The organism is Oceanobacillus sp. J11TS1 (genome assembly GCF_018333215.1).
Lineage (GTDB): Bacteria > Bacillota > Bacilli > Bacillales > Amphibacillaceae > Oceanobacillus.
On sequence record NZ_BORO01000023.1, the window covers coordinates 22,026 to 40,144 of the forward strand.

The following is an 18,119-nucleotide window of genomic DNA, read 5'->3' on the forward strand; positions in this document are numbered from 1 at the left end:
CCTAGAAGGATAACCTTATGATTGCAGTTGAATGTAGCCAAAACTTCCATCATAATAGAAGAGGTATGATGATGGAGAAATGAGGGATCAAGATGAAAACAGATAAAGGAATTATTTTTTTCGATATTGATGGAACATTACTTACGGAAGAAGAAAGAACACTCCCAGAATCCACAAAAAAAGCGATTTTCAAGTTAAAAGAACTGGGTCATGAGGTCGCTATTTCCACTGGACGCGCCAAATTTTTATTTGAAGATTTACGACAAGAATTAGATATTGACACTTACATATGCTACAACGGGCAATATGTTGTGTTTCGCGGAGAGACTATCTATGCAAATACATTAGATACGCAAGTCTTGGATGAATTAACAGCATTTGCTTTAAATAAAAACCATCCTGTTGTTTATATGAGTGAGGAAAAAATGACAACCAATGTACCGAATGATCATCCATATATTAAAGAAAGTATTTCCACACTAAAAGTAGATGCTTATCCAACACAAGAGAAGGATTTCAATAAGCACAACGATATCTATCAAGGTCTTCTCTTCAACACTGTAGGGGAAGAGACGATTTATCAAGAAATATTTAAGGATTTGGATTTTGTTCGTTGGCACCCTAAATCTTTAGATGTGCTTCCCAAAGGCGGGTCAAAAGCAATTGGAATACAAAAACTGTTGGAATATCTTGATTTCCCGGCGGAAAGACAGTATGCATTCGGGGACGGTTTAAATGATATGGAAATGCTTAAAATGGTTCCAAACAGTGTCGCCATGGGAAATGCCTTGCCTGAAGTGAAAGAAATAGCAGCATATGTTACAAAGGATGTTAGTGAAGATGGCATTTTACATGGGTTGCAAATGGTTGGATTGCTGCCGGAAGATTAACCACACAGAAAAAGACATTCCATGCCGATCGATTATATAACATGGAAATAGTTATTTTTTAAGAGAAGACCTCTTTCTTACATGTACTTATACATCTGAAAGAGCGTCTTCTCGTTTTTGGTTGCTAAAAGCACGGCTAAACGTTTTCTAATTTGTATAACCTGCACTTCACTTTCCTTTTGCAAAGAACATATCCTTTTATTTATCATAATCATCCGGATTAGAACCGGAGCGGCTATTTTCATTTAAAGCATCAATTTGCTTCATTTCTTCTTCTGTTAATTCAAAATCAAAAATATCCGCATTTTGGATAATTCTTTCTGGCGTAATGGATTTAGGGATTGTAACTACATTATGCTGAATGTCCCAACGCAAGATAACCTGTGCCACAGATTTCCCGTATTTTTCTCCGATAGAAACAAGAGTAGGATGATCTAAGAGCTGACCTCGTTTTAACGGAGACCAGGCTTCTAGCTGGATTCCTTGTTTTTCACAAAACATACGTAATCCTTCTTGCGTTAGATGCGGATGGAATTCCACTTGATTAATTGCTGGAACAACCTCAGCTTCTGGCAGGAGCCGTTCTAAATGCTGAATATGAAAATTACTGACCCCTATTGCACGGACGCGTCCATCGTGGTAAAGCTTTTCTAGTGCTTTCCATGTATCAATAAATGTTTCTTTGACAGGCCAATGAATGAGATATAAATCCAAATAGTCTGTATCTAATTTTTGGAGGCTTCTTTCAAAAGCTTCTAATGTAGATTCATAGCCTTGTTCATCATTCCAGACTTTTGATGTTAGAAAAATAGATTCTCTCGCTACACCAGACTCCTTTATTCCTTGTCCCACGCTGACTTCATTCTCATAAAAAGAAGCGGTATCAATACTGCGATAGCCATTTTCTAACGCAGCTTTTACGGCTTCCACAGCGGTTTTTCCTTCATCTACCTTATACACACCTAAACCAAATTTGGGCATGTCCACGCCATTATTCAATGTAACTGTTTCCTGCAAATGCTGACTCATTTCTGAACCCCTTCCCTTTCATCCTTTTTTATCATCATATACCAATTGACGCTTAAAATGAAACAGAAAGGAACCTGTAAATAGAAGCTCTGTAGAATGAAAGATGTCATCCTTCCCGTAAAGAGCACCTCTCTATGAATGAATTGCAGATTAATAAGATTGATAGATATAAACACCATCTACTAATTCACGTTTACATTCACCCGCCAAACGTAAATATTCTAAATGAGCAACTGTTTCTCCCACTGCAAATCGAGTATCGTGGACAGCTAACTTTTTCGGGAAGAGTTTTTCCATCGTTTCGTAAACATTCAAGCCCGTTTTCAGCATTTCTTTCAGACTGCTTAATCTCTCGTCATGATGCGCTTCAATCTCAGCGATCCGCTTGGATGCATTCGGAAACGGGTCCCCATGAGATGGAATAACCCACTCCACATCCAGTTTCTTTATCTTCTCCAAGGAATTTAAATAGTTAGCCAGCGGATTCGGATCCCCGTGGAACCAGTACGAAATATTCGGTGTGATTTTCGGCAAAATATGATCTGTCGCCAACAAAACGCTCTTCTCCTGATTATAAAAAGTGACTAAACCATCCGAGTGACCTGGTGTATGTATAATTTCATATGCATACTTTCCAAAAGAAAGGCTGTCACCTTCTTTGAGGAAGTGTTCCACCTTTGGGTATGGCGTTACTAGTGGCGCAAATGCTGCCGTATTCTCTGTCAGAGCTCTGCTTATATCATCTGGAATACCTGCCCGATGATAATTTTCCCACAGATTTTCTAAAAAAGGCTGTTCCCACGCTTGAAGGGCATCCTCTAAATCTATTTCTGACATCCACACTTTCGCATTTGTTTTTTCTTGCAGCTTCCCAGCATAACCAAAATGGTCTGGATGATAATGCGAAACAATAATATCCGTAATCTGTTTCCCCTCTATTTCTTGATCCCAGATTTTCTTTGTTTCCTCATTATGCAAACCAGTATCTAAAATCTTATAACCGTCATCCTCTTCTGCCAAAAAACAATTTACATGATTGAGCCGAAAAGGCAACGCTAACGTAATTCGTTTAATTCCTAACTCTTCTAACATGGACGTCACTTCCTCTTTTAGAAATCCTTTACTTCCCTCTAAAGTTCGGCTTTCTTTTTTCAAAAAATGCCTGAATACCTTCCTTATTATCCTCTGATTGCAGCAATAGCGTTTGAATAGCTGTCTCTTGCAAATCATTTGTGCCGTTACTCCACTCATCAGCGTGATTAACCATATGCTTCACAAATTTATTCGCAAGTGGCGGTCCATTTACAATGAATCTAGCATAATCTGCCGCTGCTTCCAATACATCTCCTTCTGTTACTTTATTTACAATCCCGCGCTGATACGCCTCCTCTGCAGATACAGGCCTTCCAGAAGAAATCCATTCCTTAGCAATCGCACCTGGTAGATTATCGGTTAATTTCTTTAATAAGCCTAAGTCAGGAATAATACCCACATTTGTAAAACTGCACACGAAGCTAGCATCTTCCTTTGCTACCACAAAATCTCCAGCAACGGCAATACTAAAGCCCGCTCCTGCCGCAAAACCATGGACGGCACTAATAACATATTTATCAAGCTCTCGGATTGTTTGAATAATTTCTAACGCTTGTTTCATATATTCCATAATTTTAGCACTGTTGTCTAATGTATGAAGTACTTCTAAATCACCGCCAGCTGAAAATACCTTTCCTTCTCCACTAATAATAACAGCCTTCACAGCAGCATCCCTTTCTGCATCCTTCAACGCTTCCACAAAACCGTTTGCCATCTCAATCGACAAGGCATTTCGTTTCTCAGGACGGTTCATCGATATATAGGCTATCGAATCTTTCTTTTCATATAGAATTGCATCTGTCATTGTTCTTCTCTCTCCCTCATCTATGATCATCCGATGTCAACATAAATTATGCTAGGTAAGCTGATGGATATTTTTTGCACGATTGTATGCCGTTTTTAATTCATTCACAGCGTCCTGTACGGATTGAGACTTCATGGTTCCGCCGACACCTTGACCAGCCCCCCAAATATCCTTCCATGCCTTGGCTGAGGAATCAGATAGCTTTTTAAAATCAAGGCCCGCTTTTTTTGGTAAATTCTCTGGATCAAGGCCCGCTTTAACAATACTCGGAATCAAGTAATTGGCTGGTATACCACTAAAAGCAGGGGTATATATAATATCTGCAGCAGCTGATCGAATAATCGTATCTTGATATGCTTCACTTGCTCCGCTTTCCTTCGTTGCAATAAAATGCGTTCCGATATAGGAAAAATCAGCCCCCAATAATTCTGCAGCCGCTATCTGTTCTCCTTTTGTAATTGTCCCCGCTAAAGCTAACGGACCATCAAAAAAGCTGCGTACTTCATCCACAAATGCAAATGGATTTAACGTACCTGCATGGCCGCCGGCTCCACTTGCTACCAAAATTAATCCATCACTGCCCTTTTCCAATGCTTTCTTAGCAAACTTCACATCGATCACATCCGATAAAACAAGGCCGCCATAAGCATGGACTACTTTTACAACTGGAGAGGGATCTCCCAAAGACGTGATAACAATTGGCGGCTGATGCTTCTCTATTAATTCTAAGTCCTCCAAAAATCGTTTATTTGAGGAATGACTAATAAAATTAACTCCCCAAGGGGCAACTTTGGCATTTGGATCTGACTCTGTTTTTTCTGCTAATCTCTCATTAATTTCTGCCATCCAGCTGTCTAAAATCTCTGTCGTACGTGCATTTAAAGCTGGAAAGGTTCCAATGATCCCTGCTTCACAAGCACTGACAACCATGGTTGGATTTGAAATCAAAAACATCGGAGCCATAATAACTGGCAGCTCCATTCTTTTCTTTATCTCGGTTACTTGCATTTTGAACAGCTCCTTTTGCTTCTGAATAATAATGATCAGTTAAAGAAACGATACTTTCTTGCACTGAGAACTTCTAAGATTAACTACATCTTTTCCAACTTAAAAATTTAAAATTTAAATTATCCAATCAGCGGAAGAAATACATGGACAAATCCCACAAGATTGCAAGTTGCAATGTAAAGTACAGGAGCGCCCATAAGGCCCCTATTTCAAATGAGGGATGATGGACGCTGCCGAACTAAAATAATATACTCAACGATTATTCTATTTCGTGCCACAATATGAAATTACTATTTTTACCTTTCCCCTTACGATGGGTCTGATAAGGAAAGCTGCTCCTTCACTTGATCTCGCAGTGCACGCTTTAAAAATTTTCCGACAGATGTTTTTGGAATTTCGTCCATAATTAAAACTCTATCTGGAATCCAGAATTTTGCGAACTGCGGCTCTAAAAATTGCTTCATATCTTCTTCTGTTAATTTTTCATTTTCTTTTAATACCACACATGCCACGGGACGCTCTTGCCATTTTGGATCAGGTACGGCAATGACCGCCGCTTCAAAAACTGCCTCGTGGGCCATTAAAGCATTTTCTAAGTCCGCAGAAGAAATCCATTCCCCGCCGCTTTTAATCATATCTTTCGTACGGTCAACTATTTTAACAGAGCCTTCTTCATCAATATTAACGACATCCCCTGTATGGAGCCAGCCATCACGGAAGGAATCCTCACTGCGGTCATTTTTATAGTAAGAATCAGCAATCCAAGGTCCTCTAACAAGCAGTTCACCTACAGCCTCCCCATCATGAGGAATTTCACGATTCTCATTTACGCCTTTAATTTCAATCCCAGGTACTACCATACCTTGGCGTGCGCGTAATTCCAGGCGTTCTTCTTCGTCCAGATCCCGCTGATAGCTCTTTAAACGGGCTAATGTCACAATTGGAGAAGTTTCTGTCATACCATATGCATGAACAAAAGGAATCTTATATTTGGATTCAAATGCCCGAATCATCCCTTTCGGAGCAGCTGACCCGCCACAAAGAATACAACGTAAGCTGCTTGTATCATAATTTCCTTTTTCCAATGCTTGCAGTAAACCAAGCCAGATTGTCGGTACTCCAGCTGCTATCGTAACCTGATGTTCCTCAATTAATTCCGCTAAAATTTGCGGTGTTGGCATTGGTCCTGGCAACACTTGCGTCGTCCCAAACCACAGAGCGGCAAAAGGTATTCCCCAAGCATTCACATGAAACATTGGAACCACTGGCATTGCCGTATCTTCCTCCGACAGCTCTGCGGTGTCTTTTAGACCGAGAGCTAGGCTATGTAAATAAATCCCGCGATGTGAGTAGACGACACCTTTGGGTCTGCCTGTCGTTCCAGAGGTATAACATAAACCCGCCATATCATTTTCATTAATATCTTCGCTTAGTGCTGTGTCGGGATCACTTTCTTGAAGCAGTGATTCATAGGATGCCACATTCTTTAGGCTTGTTTCTGGTAAATCATCTTTATCCGTCATCATAATAATTTTTTCCACATTACTGATTTGATCCTTAATTCGTTCAAGTAATGGAAATAAGTCCTCATCCACCAGCAATACTTTATCCTCTGCGTGGTTAATAATATATGCTAGGTCGTCCGGTGAAACGCGAAGATTAATCGTATGCAGTACTGCCCCAATTGATGGGATAGCAAAATAAGCCTCTAAATGCCGGTGATGGTTCCACGCTATCGTACCAACCTTATCCCCTTTTTTCACACCTAAGTTCTTCAGGACACCCGCTAACCGATGAATACGTTCTGTAATCTTCCTGTACGGAATGGTTTGAACGCCGCCTAATGTACGTGAAATAACCGTTTTATTTGGAAAGTACTTCTCTGCATGCCTGACCATTGTTGTTAGAGTTAACTGCGTTTGCATCATTTTTAATTTCCTCCCCACTCATCTGTTAATCGTTCAATGATGGTGCCATTAGCCATACCTAATCCTTCACACATGGTTTGCAGTCCGAAACGAGATTCCAATCGCTCCATGGTATGCATCAACGTTACCATTAGCCTCGCACCGCTTGCGCCTAAAGGATGCCCTAAGGCTATAGCTCCCCCATGCATATTGACTTTTTCTTCATCTACCCCGAATTCTTTCATCCACATCAAAGGAATCGATGCAAATGCCTCATTGACTTCGAAAACATCGATATCTTCTAAGACCAACCCGGCTTTTTTCAAGACCTGTTTTGTCGCTGCAATGGGACCTGTTAACATCGCTGCAGGATCAGAGCCAACCACACTGCGAGCCAGAATCCGAAAGCGCGGAACAAAGCCAAGCTCCTTTGCTTTATCACTAGACATTATGAGAAGTGCTGCTGCCCCGTCACTCATTTGACTAGCATTTCCTGCTGTAATGCCGCTATTCTCTATAAATAAATCAGGCAGCGCAGCTAATTTTTCCACGGAGGTGTCCTTCCTGGGTCCTTCATCCTCATGAAAACAAGCTGTCGTTCCATCAGCTCGTTTAACGACAACAGGCATGATTTGTTTATGAAAAAAACCTTTCTCTTGCGCTTTTATCGCCCGCATATGGCTTTTGAATGAATAATCATTCATTTTTTCGCGCGAAATTCCCCATCTTTGCGCAATGTTAGCTGCTGCAATTCCTTGATGCACCAAATCATATTTTTCCCGTAAAACCGTATTCCACTTCACACCTTGATGGTTTGCTCCCATCGGGACGCGAGACATACTCTCTACGCCTGCAGCAACAACGATTTCCATATCACCGCTAATAATCGCCTGAGCAGCAAAATGAATCGCCTGCTGACTAGAGCCGCATTGACGGTCAATCGTCGTTCCAGGTACACTGGCTGGATAACCTGCAATAAGTGCTGCCTGTCTCGCAATATCAACAGCCTGTTCTCCTATTTGTGTCACACATCCCATAATGACATCATCAATTTGTGCGGCATCTAAACTGGTGCGACGTATTATTTCTTTCAGAGGTGCTGCGGCTAATTCTTCTGCCCTTATTTCGCTAAGAAAACCATTTCTCTTGCCGATCGGTGTTCGCACTGCTTCTATAATGACGGCATCTCGCATTTATTGTCCTCCTTATTTCCGTTTTGAAAGGATATAAAACAGTTATCGCCTTAAACTTGCAAGCTCCCATGGCCTTTATCTTATGCATTATATGGACAATCAAGCAGAAGTTCTTTATTCAGAGGTGGCATGTTATGCGGCCTTTTTAAATACCGGCTTATGGTAAACGCTTTCAAACTTAATTTTATGGTGTAGGTATTGGAATGTCAAGTAAGAATAATGTATTTCAATTCGTATGACGTACGATTTTTCATCCTTTAACAACTAAAAGTCCAACCATATTACACATTTGCACTAATCCTTCTCGTATACCCGCCATAAAAGAAATATCAACTGAGAGAAAGATAATGATGCCATTTAAAAATCGTCCTAATGGCATCTTTAAGGCAGGCAAACTCTTCTTAAATGGACTGTTGCATAGCTGTTCGCAGCATTTGTAAATAACGTTCCTGCTGCAGATAATCTGCCTGCGCTCTTTCTAAAGATACAGATGAAAATTGAACTTTTGAACCTATTCTTTTTTGCACAAGCAGCGGAATATCTGTTGTAATGACAGTAGCAATTCGAGCGTATCCTCCAGTTGTCTGCCGATCAGATAAGAGTACAATTGGCTGCCCATTCGCCGGAACTTGGATGGTCCCCGGGAGAACACCGTCGGAAATAATATCTGCTTGACGCACATGGGGCAGTGCTTTCCCGGCTAAACGGTAGCCCATTCGATTGGATTGTCCCGTAATCAGATAGCTTTCTTGATAAAATTGCTGGTACGTTTTGTTGGCAAAAGCAAACATGTCAGGACCGGGGATAACACGAATCGGACGATGCTGTTCATAATTCGGCATATCTGTCTTTTTTAGATATCTTCCTGCCCGAACATACGCTATATCTGCCTGTTCCGTTAATAAGCAGTCTCCCTTTTGCAAAATCCGTCCATCTAAACCGCCGATATGCGCTGACGTATAAGTGGACTTACTTCCCATTACTTCCTCGGCAAAAAATCCGCCTGCAACTGCTAGATAAGCATATGTCCCATTTACGGCTTTACCAAATGATACGATCTGTCCCTGGTAAATACGATAGCTTTTCCATGGACGTATGGGATTTCCATCGATTGTTGCTGATAAATCGGCACCGCCAATGGCTATAACCGTATCTTGTAATATTTTTAACCGGGGACCCATTAACATAATTTCCAGCGTTGCCTTCTCCTCTTCATTTCCAACGAGCAGGTTAGCAATACGATGAGCAAAGAAGTCCATAGCACCTGATGGGGGCAGACCATATTTTTGAAAGCCGTTTCTCCCTAAATCCTGAAGACTTGTAGCTAACCCCGGTTTGACCACTTCCATAACTTCCCTCATTTGCTTTCACCTGCTGCGCGTATCTGGATATGCTGTCCAGATAATGCCTCTGCCAACTTTTTTACAAAAATAGCCGCTTGGGCACCATCACCGTGCACACAGATCGTATCTGCCTGAATAGCTATATCCGTTCCATCGACTGCCTCTACTTTATTCTCCTTCACCATTCGAATAACACGGCTTACACTTACATCGACATCCTGAATGATTGCATTCGATGCTGATCTGGGTGTTAACGTTCCATCTGGCTGGTAAGTCCGATCGGCAAAGACTTCTTCTGCCACTTGAAGCCCCCGCTTTCTACCTTCCTTTATAAGCTGTGAATTGGCTAACCCAAATAAAATCATACGTTTATCTACGTGATAGATGGCTTCCGCAATAGCAGCAGCTAATTCCCTGTCTACTGCTGCCATGGAATATAGTGCACCATGGGGTTTCACATGTGCAATTCTTGTTCCAAAAAGCGTTGCAAATCCGCTCAGCGCACCAATTTGATAGACGATTAGATTAAAAACCTCTTCTGGAGTAACCTGCATGCGGCGCCGGCCAAAACCTTGTAAATCCTGAAATCCCGGATGTGCCCCGATTGCCACTTGATTTCTTACTGCTTTTTCTACCGTTGCTCGCATAACATTATGGTCGCCCGCATGATATCCACAGGCGATATTCGCTGAGGTAATCCATTCCATGACGCTATCATCCTGGCCAATTTGATATGCACCAAAGCTCTCTCCTAAATCACAATTCAAATCGACATATAAACTCATAAAGGATTATCCCCTTTCTCTCGACAGATTTTTGGCTGATAACTTCCGTTTTGGACTGCTTCTTCTATTTTAAAGTAGGTTTCTAGATTAATTGGTTCAAACTGCAGGATATCCCCCGCCCGTAAAAGGACTGCCTCCTCCTTCCGAACGTCATAGAGACGCACTGGGGTTTTTCCAATAATCCGCCATCCTCCTGGTGATTGTAGAGGGTAAATCCCTGTCTGCTGATCAGCAATACCTACCGCTCCTTGTTCCACAACACTTCTCGGATTCTTTAGCCTCGGCATAACAAGTTTTTCAGATAAACCGCCCAAATAAGGAAAACCAGGCATAAACCCCATCATATAAACATAATAATGCGGTTCTGTATGCAAACGGATTATCTCTTGAAAAGAAAGCTGATGATACGCAGCAACATCCTCTATATCTAAAGCAAATTCTTTTTCATAGCATACTGGGATGGTGATTTTCCTAGATACAGGGGCATCTATTTCGCCCATTATTTTTTGGAGCTGGTTAAGTTCTTTTTCAAGCGCTGTATATGTGATTTCCATTGGATTATAATAGATAGTCAGGCTGGTATACGCAGGAATCCACTCCTCGACTCCCTTCACTGGATATTTTTCTAGCAGACTTGCAAAGCGATGAACGTTTCCGTTTACTTGCCTGTCAATTGTATTACCAAATTGGATACGTACACCGCGGTCTCCATACAGTTGAATGGGATACATCATGCATCACCTTTTCTCTTTAGTTCTGAACTTTCTGTATTTATATTGTACACCTATTTTTTTGCAGAAACGAATGATTTGTGCCAAGATTTTAGAACATTTGCTAAGATGGTTGACAGCATATGTGCAAAAAGCCCCGCTAAGATATAACTCTTAACAGGGCTTCTTACGGATATTAGTTATTATTATCAAGCACATAACGATCTTTTCCAACATGATAACCGAAAAAGATGATGAAAACACCTACCGTCATTAATACGAGAAGAGGCACTGTCCATGTCGACGTCAAATCATAAATAGAGCCGATTGCAAACGGGCCAACAGCCGCTAAAAGATAGCCAACAGATTGAGCCATTCCAGAAAGCTCTGTTGCTTGTTCAGCATCTCTAGAGCGCAAGCCAATAAACGTTAAGGCAAGGGCAAACCCTCCGCCTAAGGTGATTCCAATTAAAAGGAGACTGAACAAAAGAACAAGCCAAGAGTTCCCAAGCAGTAATGAGCCATAGCCGACTAGCGCACAGAGCCCCATAGAGCATGCAATAAGGTATTGTCTCTTCATTCTTCCCGCCAATATAGGCAAGAAGAAACTAGCAGGCAAACCGACAAGTTGTGTTAACGATACTAACCATCCTGCTGTTTCCATACTCAATCCATAATCATGCAAAATCTCTGGCAACCACGAAATAGTTACATAAAACATTGTTGATTGCAATCCCATATAAATAGCAACAATCCATGCTAATGGTGATTTCCACATACGATTACCGGATAGTACCCCGCCTGATTTCATTTGAACCTTTTCTTCACGTTCTTTATATTTATTTAGAATAATAACCCAGACAACAATAGCGAGAACGGCTGGCGTTGTCCAAACCAGCAAAGATAGCTGCCAGCCTAAACCAAGATTTCCTGCTAAAGGATGACTCAATCCAGAGGCAGATGCTGCAAAAATATTCATTGCTGTTGTATAAACACTTGTTAAAAGTGCAACCTTTAAAGGAAAACGATCCTTAATCACACTCGGCAAAAGAACATTACAAATAGCAATTCCTGCCCCAACAATAAAAGTACCTAACAGTAATAAAATAAATATTGCAATAGAACGTACAAGAATACCAATAATAATCAAAATGAGTCCAATGATTAATGCTTTCTCTTTTGTAAATGTACGAGCAAGGTTGGGAACTAAAGGAGAGATAACCGCAAAGGCAATCAGCGGCAAGCTCGTAAGTAATCCTGCTGTACCATTCGAAATAGCAATGTCATCTCTTATTAAACCAATAATGGGTCCAACTGAGGTAATTGCTGGACGTAAGTTAAAAGCTACAACAATGATCCCGACAAGAAGGAGAACAACTTGTAGCTGATTTGAATCTTTCTTCCCTTTTTCCATACCTTCCATGATAAGCCTTCTTTCTAATCAGTCAAAACTATTAAGCTTTATATCTCTTAAATTAGAAGTTACAAATCGATGCTTTACGGATACATTGGAATAATAGTTCTGTTTCATATTTCACTAACGTGTCCCTAAAACCCGCTCATCTCTCCATCATAGAGATTACCCTCGTCAATAGTTTGTTCGTATATAACGAAGGGTAATCTATGCTTAGCTGGTTCCTTTTAGATGCGTGTTTCTGCTATTCACGTTATGCCTGACACTGCCATTTACATTTGGTGAATAACCTCTTTTACAAGTTGTACAAATTTGCTGCGTGACTGTGCAGCAACTTCAATTACTTCATCATGGTTTAGCGGTTGATCTAAAATTCCACTTGCCATATTGGTTAAACAAGAAATGCCGAGTACTTTTAACCCGCCATGCACAGCAACAAGCGCTTCCGGCACGGTAGACATGCCAACTGCATCGCCGCCAAGCACTCGAATCATACGGATTTCTGCTGGTGTTTCATAAACAGGGCCGCTCCACCAGCCATATACGCCTTCTTGTAAGGTAATATTATTTTCTTCAGCAATCCTTTTTGCCAAATCGCGAAGTTCACGATTATATATTTCAGAGGAATCTGGAAAACGAGTGCCTAAATCATTGTTATTTGGACCAATTAATGGATTGGTTCCAACTAAATTAATATGGTCGGTAATCAACATTAAATCACCAGGGTTAAATTCCGTATTTACCGCGCCACAAGCATTGGTAATAATCAATTTCTCCGCACCGAGCGCTTGAATAACACGTACAGGGAAAGTAACTTCATCTAGCGTGTAACCTTCATAATAATGGTAACGGCCTTTCATTGCTACAATGCGTTTTCCTTGTAAGGTTCCGATAACAAGCTGGTTTGCATGTCCAATAGCTGCTGATTTAGAAAAATAAGGAATTTCTTCATATGGAATGACTACAGCATCTTCCAATTCATCTGCTAGTCCTCCCAATCCAGACCCTAAAATAATTCCGATTTCAGGTGTTACATCTGTTTTCCCTTGAATAAACTCTTTTGCTTCTTTGATTTGATTTGTCTGATGCATAAATATTGCCTCCTTCAATGTATTTTTAACAAAACAACGCTTAAATTACGATGCCTGTTAAATGGGAATATGTAAAATAATTTCCCTTATCGTGCGTAATGTATACGTATCTTTACTTGAGCAAGATACAGCAAATACATCTTGAATCATCACCATAATAGTATGCAATCATTGCTGTATTGTCAATGTCATTCTTGCTTAGGGAGGGAGTTAAGAATAAGGTTTTGGAGTGTGATTGGCTTGGGTTGGAGCGGTTTTCGGATTGGATGGAGCGCTTTCCTCTGATCCTGGAGCGAATTCTGGCTTGGGTGGAGCGCTTTTTCCCTGTTTTGGAGCGGTTTCCAGATTGGATGGAGCGCTTTCCTCTGATCTTGGAGCGGATCCTGGCTTGGTTGGAGCGCTTTCCTCTGATCTTGGAGCGAATCCTGGCTTGGGTGGAGCGCTTCCCCCCTGATTCGGAGCAGATTTCAGATTGGGTGGAGCGCTTTCCTCTGATCTTGGAGCGGATCCTGGCTTGGGTGGAGCGCTTCCCCCCTGATTCGGAGCGGTTTCCAGATTGGATGGAGCGCTTCCCCTAGTTTGGAGCGGTTTCCAGCTTGATTGGAGCGCTTCCCCCTAGGGTTGGAGCGGATTTCAGATTGGATGGAGCGCTCTCCTCTGATTCGGAGCGGATTCAGCTTGGGTTGGAGCGCATTTCTCTTTTTTGGAGCGCTTTCTGCTTTTTCGGAGCGCATCCAGCCTATTTCCGAGCGAGCTCCAGTTTTTTCTAATGTAATGAAAAAAGGATTTCTGTATCTTATTCTGATACAAAAATCCTTATTCAGTAGAAATTATTCTTTAAACTCCAACATTTTCTGCTTCAGTTCTTCTTCCATGGTAATTAATTCTTTTTCTGCTTCATTACGTTTCTTGCGTCCGTCCGATTGAATTTGGAGTGTTTCTTCAATGGTAGACATTAATTTTTCTTGTGTTTGTTTTAATGTGTCAATATCAACCAGACCGCGTTCATTTTCCTTTGCTGTTTCAACCGTGTTTTCTTTTAACATGTCAGCATTTTTTAATAATAAATCATTCGTAGTCTTAGAAACTTGCTTTTGTGCTTCCATAGCATGGCGTTGTCGAAGCAAAGTCAGTGCAATGGCGACTTGGTTTTTCCAAAGAGGAATAGCTGTTAAAACAGATGATTGGATCTTTTCGACAAGTGCTTGATTCGTATTTTGAATAAGACGAATTTGCGGGGCACTTTGCATGGTAATTTGTCTGCTTAGCTTAAGATCATGCGTCCGTTTTTCCAGGCGATCCACAAATTGCAGCATATCATTAACCTCTTGAACATCCATCTGACTTTGGCTGATTTCTGCTTTTTTACGGAGTTCTGGAATGATTTTATTGTTAATTTCTTCTACCTTTAACTCCCCAGCTGCAATGTAAATATTTAACGCATCATAGTAATCACGATTAGTAGCAAATAATTTATCCAGCATCTCATTATCAGACAAGAGTAAGTCCTTATTTCGATCCAAACGGACACTGATGCGGTCAATTTGCGCGCTTGTTTTTTGATAACGGGATAGAACTTCATTTACAGACTTGGATAATTTCCCAAATAAACGTGAAAAGAATCCAGTCTTCTCTTGCTGTAGTTCAGAAGGGTCAATACCCTCCAGCTTTTTCATCAGTTCGTTCAGAATAGAACCAATTTGGCTGACATCCTGTTTTTGTACGTGCTCTAACATTTCATGAGAGAATTGATGCAGTTTTGCCTGTGCTTCTACACCATATTTCACTAGCGACTGTTGATTGGTTGTATCGATTTGCTGCGCTAATTGTTCTGCTTTCTTACGGTGGTCGCTCGAGAGCTTATCAACAAGTCGTGGTGCATCTGCATTTTCTATACGCTGCTCTGATTTTTCTGCAGGCACTTCGGTTCTCTCACCGAATGGATTATTTATTAAATCATCAATGGAATCATTGGACTGTTCGTTTGTCGGCATATAAATATCCCCCTTATTTTTTGGAACGGCGTAATGTTTGTTTGGCAACATCCAGTTCAAAATCTAATGTTTCTAAATCATCTCTGAGCATCACTTGTAAATCTTTCTTTATTGTTATACTGAATGCGCTAAGTGTTTGCCTCGTTTCCTTTAACGACTTTTGCATCTCGATGGACGGTGAAGGTTGACTGGAAAGATAAGCATAGCGCTCCGACAATTCAACAAGTGAATCTAAATGGTTGTAGAAGAAATTCTCCGCTTGATAGAAACGTAATGGTTCTTTTCTTGCATTGTTATATATTTTTTGTGCAGTTCTTACGATGGCCAAATTCTCCTTGGCATGCTGTAGCGATCTGACTCTAAATAACGCTTTTTGCATTCGTGTTATCTTACCTCTTGCTTCTTTTAAATTTGTATCGATAAATTTATACTCTTTTTTGGTTAATCCCTGACTTTTAACAAATCGATAATCTAATATTTGTTTTGTTGCGGCATATGTCAAAACGCCGCCAATCGCAGCAAAGAGACTTGTTAATAGTACGGTTTGTCCATATATAAAAAAGCTTACCAGCCATATAACTGTCAGGCTGACAGTACCAACAAAGCTTTGCATTAAAAATTGCAATATCGCCCTCATAACCTCACTCCTACGTGATTAATCATTTTAGCCTAAGTGTATTTTTTCTTATACCTTTCTTCTTATTATACTATTACGAATGAGTGTTTTAAAAGTTTCATTTCTTTTAATTTAGACCTTCCTTTATCTAAACGTTTGAAAACTATGATAACATAGGAACGAGCGTTCTTTCTTGTGGATGGTACAATAATTTAAATATTCTATTGATCCAAAACAACAACTTCAATTTCAAGGAGGGTGTTTTTCGTGAAAAGAATTGGTATTGATGCAGGTGGCTCATTAATAAAAATAGCTTATGAAGAAAACGGTAAGCTTCGGTTGAAAACATTTCCTGCCAAGCAAATCAATGAGGTCATTTCATGGTTGAGGATGATTGCCCCTGAAGCAGTTCTTCACGTGACCGGCGGCAGAGCCGAAAGCATAAAAGGTAACAAACCGGTTTCTATTTTCAAGGAATTTAAATGTGTGATTGAAGGAACAAAGTACTTGCTTATGGAGGAAAAAAAGCTGCTCAAAACAGATTACCTATTAGTGAATATTGGGACAGGCACCTCTTTTTTTTATAAGAATAAACGTTTATCCGGAACAGGGGTTGGAGGCGGACTGTTTACAGGCCTTGGAGCAATTATCGCAAATACGTCCGATTATCATACGCTGGTAGATATGGCTGCAAAAGGAGATCGAACCAACAGCGATTTGATGGTTTCGGATATTTATCAATTTAGTCATTCTCCTATCGAAGCTTCTTTAACGGCTGCGAATTTTGGAAAAGATCAGCTGGATCCATCTGTGTCCCCAGAAGACCAACTGGCAGCATTAACACAGCTCATTGGAGAAAGCCTTGTCTTGCTTTCCAGTTTAACCGCAAAATCAATGGAAACAAAAGAAATTGTCATGATTGGTGGAGCTTTAACCGGTAATCCGCTCCTAAAACAGGTCATTGCTTCTTTTGAAAGCATGTTTGATTATAATTTGACCTTTTTAGAAAAAGGAAGCCACGCAGGTGCTATTGGCGCCTTGTACTACGCTGAATAGCGCCAAGAATGAAAGGATAAGGAGAATAAAGTTTGAAAAGGATTGTTTATTTTAGTTTTATCATTATTTTTGTATTGGCAGGCTGTCATGCAGGGTCAGATACTGCACAATCAGCTATCGTCGACGGAGCTTTTAAAGCGCATTTTATTGATGTAGGTCAAGGAGATTCCACTTTATTCACATTGGAGGATGAAGAGGAAGAGGCGGTCATCCTTTTTGACACAGGAGACTGGCAAGGAAATGAGGTCGTTCCCTATTTAGAAAGCCAAGGCGTTACATCCATTGATTTAGTTATTATCAGTCACCCGGATGCCGACCATATCGGCCAGCTTTCTAACGTAATGGAGCATTTCCGTGTGAATGAAGTATGGATGTCCGGAAATGAAAGTACATCGAATACGTACCAAAAGGCGATGGAGGATATCTTATCTCAGGATATCGCTTATCATGAACCGCGTACAGGGGAAGAATATGAATTAGGGCCAATTGAATTGGAAGTGTTATACCCTGGGGACATTTCTGGTAAAGTGAATGAAGAATCCATTGGCATTCGCCTAGCTTATAACCAAATTTCTTTTATTCTGACTGGAGACGCGGGTGTAAAAGAAGAAAAAGAAATAATAGAAACTTCCTCTCTGGGCAGCACTTTCTTACATTTAGGGCACCATGGTTCTAAGACATCAACGGACCCTGCCTTTTTAGATGCTGTTCATCCAGAAATTGCCGTGTATAGTGCAGGAGAGGATAATTCCTATGGGCATCCCAGTCCAGAGGTCATTGAGTTATTAGATGAAAAAAATATTGACTGGTTTGGAACTGACATAGACGGGACCATTGTTGTTACCACAGATGGGGAGAAATACGCCATTGAAACAGAGATGAGTGAGGAGCTTACTGCTTCTGATAAAAAATCCTCCGACGAAGTGAAACAGCGTTCAGCAGAAGCGAAAGATCAAGAGCGTTCTGCTGCTACAAATGAAGAAAAGAAAGACGCTCACTGCATTGATATTAACAACGCTTCGAAAGAACAATTAACAAAGATTATCCATATCGGCGATGACCGAGCAAATCAAATAATAGATAAACGCCCATTTGACAGTTTGGATGAACTGGGAGTAATAGACGGTTTAGGTCCAAGCCGGATTGCAGATATAAAGTCCGAAGATCTGATTTGTGATTTTTAAAG

General features: G+C 40.7%; 17 protein-coding genes. 4 read left to right on the forward strand and 13 right to left on the reverse strand.

Going from position 1 to position 18,119, the window contains the following annotated elements; genetic code table 11:
- Positions 1–92 precede the first annotated feature (92 nt).
- A complete protein-coding gene (locus tag KI343_RS15240) occupies positions 93–890 on the forward strand; it encodes a Cof-type HAD-IIB family hydrolase (RefSeq protein WP_212927281.1) in 798 nt (265 codons plus the stop codon).
- Between the two features lie 198 nt (positions 891–1,088).
- Here the strand turns inward: KI343_RS15240 and KI343_RS15245 are convergent, their stop codons facing one another.
- The 11 genes from KI343_RS15245 to KI343_RS15295 all read right to left on the reverse strand — a co-directional run bounded on the left by KI343_RS15245 (position 1,089) and on the right by KI343_RS15295 (position 13,267).
- Positions 1,089–1,919: an aldo/keto reductase gene (locus KI343_RS15245; protein WP_212927282.1), complete on the reverse strand. Its 831-nt coding sequence runs from the start codon at positions 1,917–1,919 to the stop codon at positions 1,089–1,091.
- Positions 1,920–2,069: 150 nt separating this feature from the next.
- Positions 2,070–3,011 carry an MBL fold metallo-hydrolase gene (locus KI343_RS15250; protein WP_212927283.1) on the reverse strand — a complete coding sequence of 314 codons (942 nt, stop codon included), beginning with the start codon at positions 3,009–3,011 and terminating at the stop codon, positions 2,070–2,072.
- Positions 3,012–3,039: 28 nt separating this feature from the next.
- The gene (locus KI343_RS15255; protein WP_212927284.1) at positions 3,040–3,816 is read right to left on the reverse strand and encodes an enoyl-CoA hydratase/isomerase family protein; all 777 of its coding nucleotides are present in this window, start codon (positions 3,814–3,816) and stop codon (positions 3,040–3,042) included.
- A 51-nt stretch (positions 3,817–3,867) separates the two neighbouring features.
- Positions 3,868–4,824 (reverse strand): NAD(P)H-dependent flavin oxidoreductase, encoded by a 957-nt coding sequence (locus tag KI343_RS15260; RefSeq protein ID WP_212927285.1) that lies wholly within the window; start codon positions 4,822–4,824, stop codon positions 3,868–3,870.
- Positions 4,825–5,132: 308 nt separating this feature from the next.
- Positions 5,133–6,752, reverse strand: a complete 1,620-nt coding sequence (locus tag KI343_RS15265; protein ID WP_212927286.1) for a long-chain fatty acid--CoA ligase — start codon at positions 6,750–6,752, stop codon at positions 5,133–5,135.
- A 2-nt stretch (positions 6,753–6,754) separates the two neighbouring features.
- On the reverse strand, positions 6,755–7,924 hold the full coding sequence (locus tag KI343_RS15270) for a thiolase family protein (protein WP_212927287.1): 1,170 nt from the start codon (positions 7,922–7,924) through the stop codon (positions 6,755–6,757).
- 401 nt (positions 7,925–8,325) lie between these two features.
- Positions 8,326–9,285, reverse strand: coding sequence for a 5-oxoprolinase subunit C family protein (locus tag KI343_RS15275; RefSeq protein ID WP_212927288.1), 960 nt, complete (start codon positions 9,283–9,285; stop codon positions 8,326–8,328).
- Positions 9,282–10,052, reverse strand: a complete 771-nt coding sequence (locus KI343_RS15280) for a LamB/YcsF family protein (RefSeq protein ID WP_212927289.1) — start codon at positions 10,050–10,052, stop codon at positions 9,282–9,284. Before KI343_RS15280 ends, KI343_RS15275 begins: the two co-directional genes overlap by 4 nt.
- Positions 10,049–10,783: a 5-oxoprolinase subunit PxpB gene (pxpB, locus tag KI343_RS15285; protein ID WP_212927290.1), complete on the reverse strand. Its 735-nt coding sequence runs from the start codon at positions 10,781–10,783 to the stop codon at positions 10,049–10,051. Before pxpB ends, KI343_RS15280 begins: the two co-directional genes overlap by 4 nt.
- Before the next feature lie 175 nt (positions 10,784–10,958).
- Positions 10,959–12,185, reverse strand: a complete 1,227-nt coding sequence (locus KI343_RS15290) for a CynX/NimT family MFS transporter (RefSeq protein ID WP_212927291.1) — start codon at positions 12,183–12,185, stop codon at positions 10,959–10,961.
- A gap of 263 nt (positions 12,186–12,448) precedes the next feature.
- A complete protein-coding gene (locus tag KI343_RS15295; protein ID WP_212927292.1) occupies positions 12,449–13,267 on the reverse strand; it encodes a purine-nucleoside phosphorylase in 819 nt (272 codons plus the stop codon).
- Positions 13,268–13,491: 224 nt separating this feature from the next.
- Here KI343_RS15295 and KI343_RS15300 point away from each other — a divergent pair, with 224 nt between their 5' ends.
- Positions 13,492–13,845 carry a hypothetical protein gene (locus KI343_RS15300; protein WP_212927293.1) on the forward strand — a complete coding sequence of 118 codons (354 nt, stop codon included), beginning with the start codon at positions 13,492–13,494 and terminating at the stop codon, positions 13,843–13,845.
- Between the two features lie 252 nt (positions 13,846–14,097).
- On the opposite strand, the gene KI343_RS15305 is transcribed toward KI343_RS15300, so the two are convergent.
- Together KI343_RS15305 and KI343_RS15310 are read right to left on the reverse strand one after the other, a co-directional pair.
- Positions 14,098–15,261, reverse strand: a complete 1,164-nt coding sequence (locus tag KI343_RS15305) for a toxic anion resistance protein (RefSeq protein WP_212927294.1) — start codon at positions 15,259–15,261, stop codon at positions 14,098–14,100.
- A gap of 13 nt (positions 15,262–15,274) precedes the next feature.
- Complete coding sequence (locus tag KI343_RS15310) at positions 15,275–15,898, reverse strand: 5-bromo-4-chloroindolyl phosphate hydrolysis family protein (protein ID WP_212927295.1); 624 nt, start codon at positions 15,896–15,898, stop codon at positions 15,275–15,277.
- Positions 15,899–16,144: 246 nt separating this feature from the next.
- Here KI343_RS15310 and coaW point away from each other — a divergent pair, with 246 nt between their 5' ends.
- Positions 16,145–16,933: a type II pantothenate kinase gene (gene coaW / locus KI343_RS15315; protein ID WP_212927296.1), complete on the forward strand. Its 789-nt coding sequence runs from the start codon at positions 16,145–16,147 to the stop codon at positions 16,931–16,933.
- Positions 16,934–16,965: 32 nt separating this feature from the next.
- On the forward strand, positions 16,966–18,117 hold the full coding sequence (locus KI343_RS15320; protein WP_212927297.1) for an MBL fold metallo-hydrolase: 1,152 nt from the start codon (positions 16,966–16,968) through the stop codon (positions 18,115–18,117).
- Positions 18,118–18,119 lie beyond the last annotated feature (2 nt).

What these genes read in the sequence shown, in the direction of transcription:
- KI343_RS15280 (WP_212927289.1), bottom strand. Translation starts at nt 10,052, where the DNA reads ATGAGTTTATATGTCGATTTGAATTGTGATTTAGGAGAGAGCTTTGGT.
- KI343_RS15265 (WP_212927286.1), bottom strand. Translation starts at nt 6,752, where the DNA reads ATGATGCAAACGCAGTTAACTCTAACAACAATGGTCAGGCATGCAGAG.
- KI343_RS15310 (WP_212927295.1), bottom strand. Translation starts at nt 15,898, where the DNA reads ATGAGGGCGATATTGCAATTTTTAATGCAAAGCTTTGTTGGTACTGTC.
- KI343_RS15255 (WP_212927284.1), bottom strand. Translation starts at nt 3,816, where the DNA reads ATGACAGATGCAATTCTATATGAAAAGAAAGATTCGATAGCCTATATA.
- pxpB (WP_212927290.1), bottom strand. Translation starts at nt 10,783, where the DNA reads ATGTATCCCATTCAACTGTATGGAGACCGCGGTGTACGTATCCAATTT.
- KI343_RS15260 (WP_212927285.1), bottom strand. Translation starts at nt 4,824, where the DNA reads ATGCAAGTAACCGAGATAAAGAAAAGAATGGAGCTGCCAGTTATTATG.
- KI343_RS15240 (WP_212927281.1), top strand. Translation starts at nt 93, where the DNA reads ATGAAAACAGATAAAGGAATTATTTTTTTCGATATTGATGGAACATTA.
- KI343_RS15305 (WP_212927294.1), bottom strand. Translation starts at nt 15,261, where the DNA reads ATGCCGACAAACGAACAGTCCAATGATTCCATTGATGATTTAATAAAT.
- KI343_RS15245 (WP_212927282.1), bottom strand. Translation starts at nt 1,919, where the DNA reads ATGAGTCAGCATTTGCAGGAAACAGTTACATTGAATAATGGCGTGGAC.
- KI343_RS15270 (WP_212927287.1), bottom strand. Translation starts at nt 7,924, where the DNA reads ATGCGAGATGCCGTCATTATAGAAGCAGTGCGAACACCGATCGGCAAG.
- KI343_RS15275 (WP_212927288.1), bottom strand. Translation starts at nt 9,285, where the DNA reads ATGAGGGAAGTTATGGAAGTGGTCAAACCGGGGTTAGCTACAAGTCTT.
- KI343_RS15295 (WP_212927292.1), bottom strand. Translation starts at nt 13,267, where the DNA reads ATGCATCAGACAAATCAAATCAAAGAAGCAAAAGAGTTTATTCAAGGG.
- KI343_RS15290 (WP_212927291.1), bottom strand. Translation starts at nt 12,185, where the DNA reads ATGGAAGGTATGGAAAAAGGGAAGAAAGATTCAAATCAGCTACAAGTT.
- KI343_RS15250 (WP_212927283.1), bottom strand. Translation starts at nt 3,011, where the DNA reads ATGTTAGAAGAGTTAGGAATTAAACGAATTACGTTAGCGTTGCCTTTT.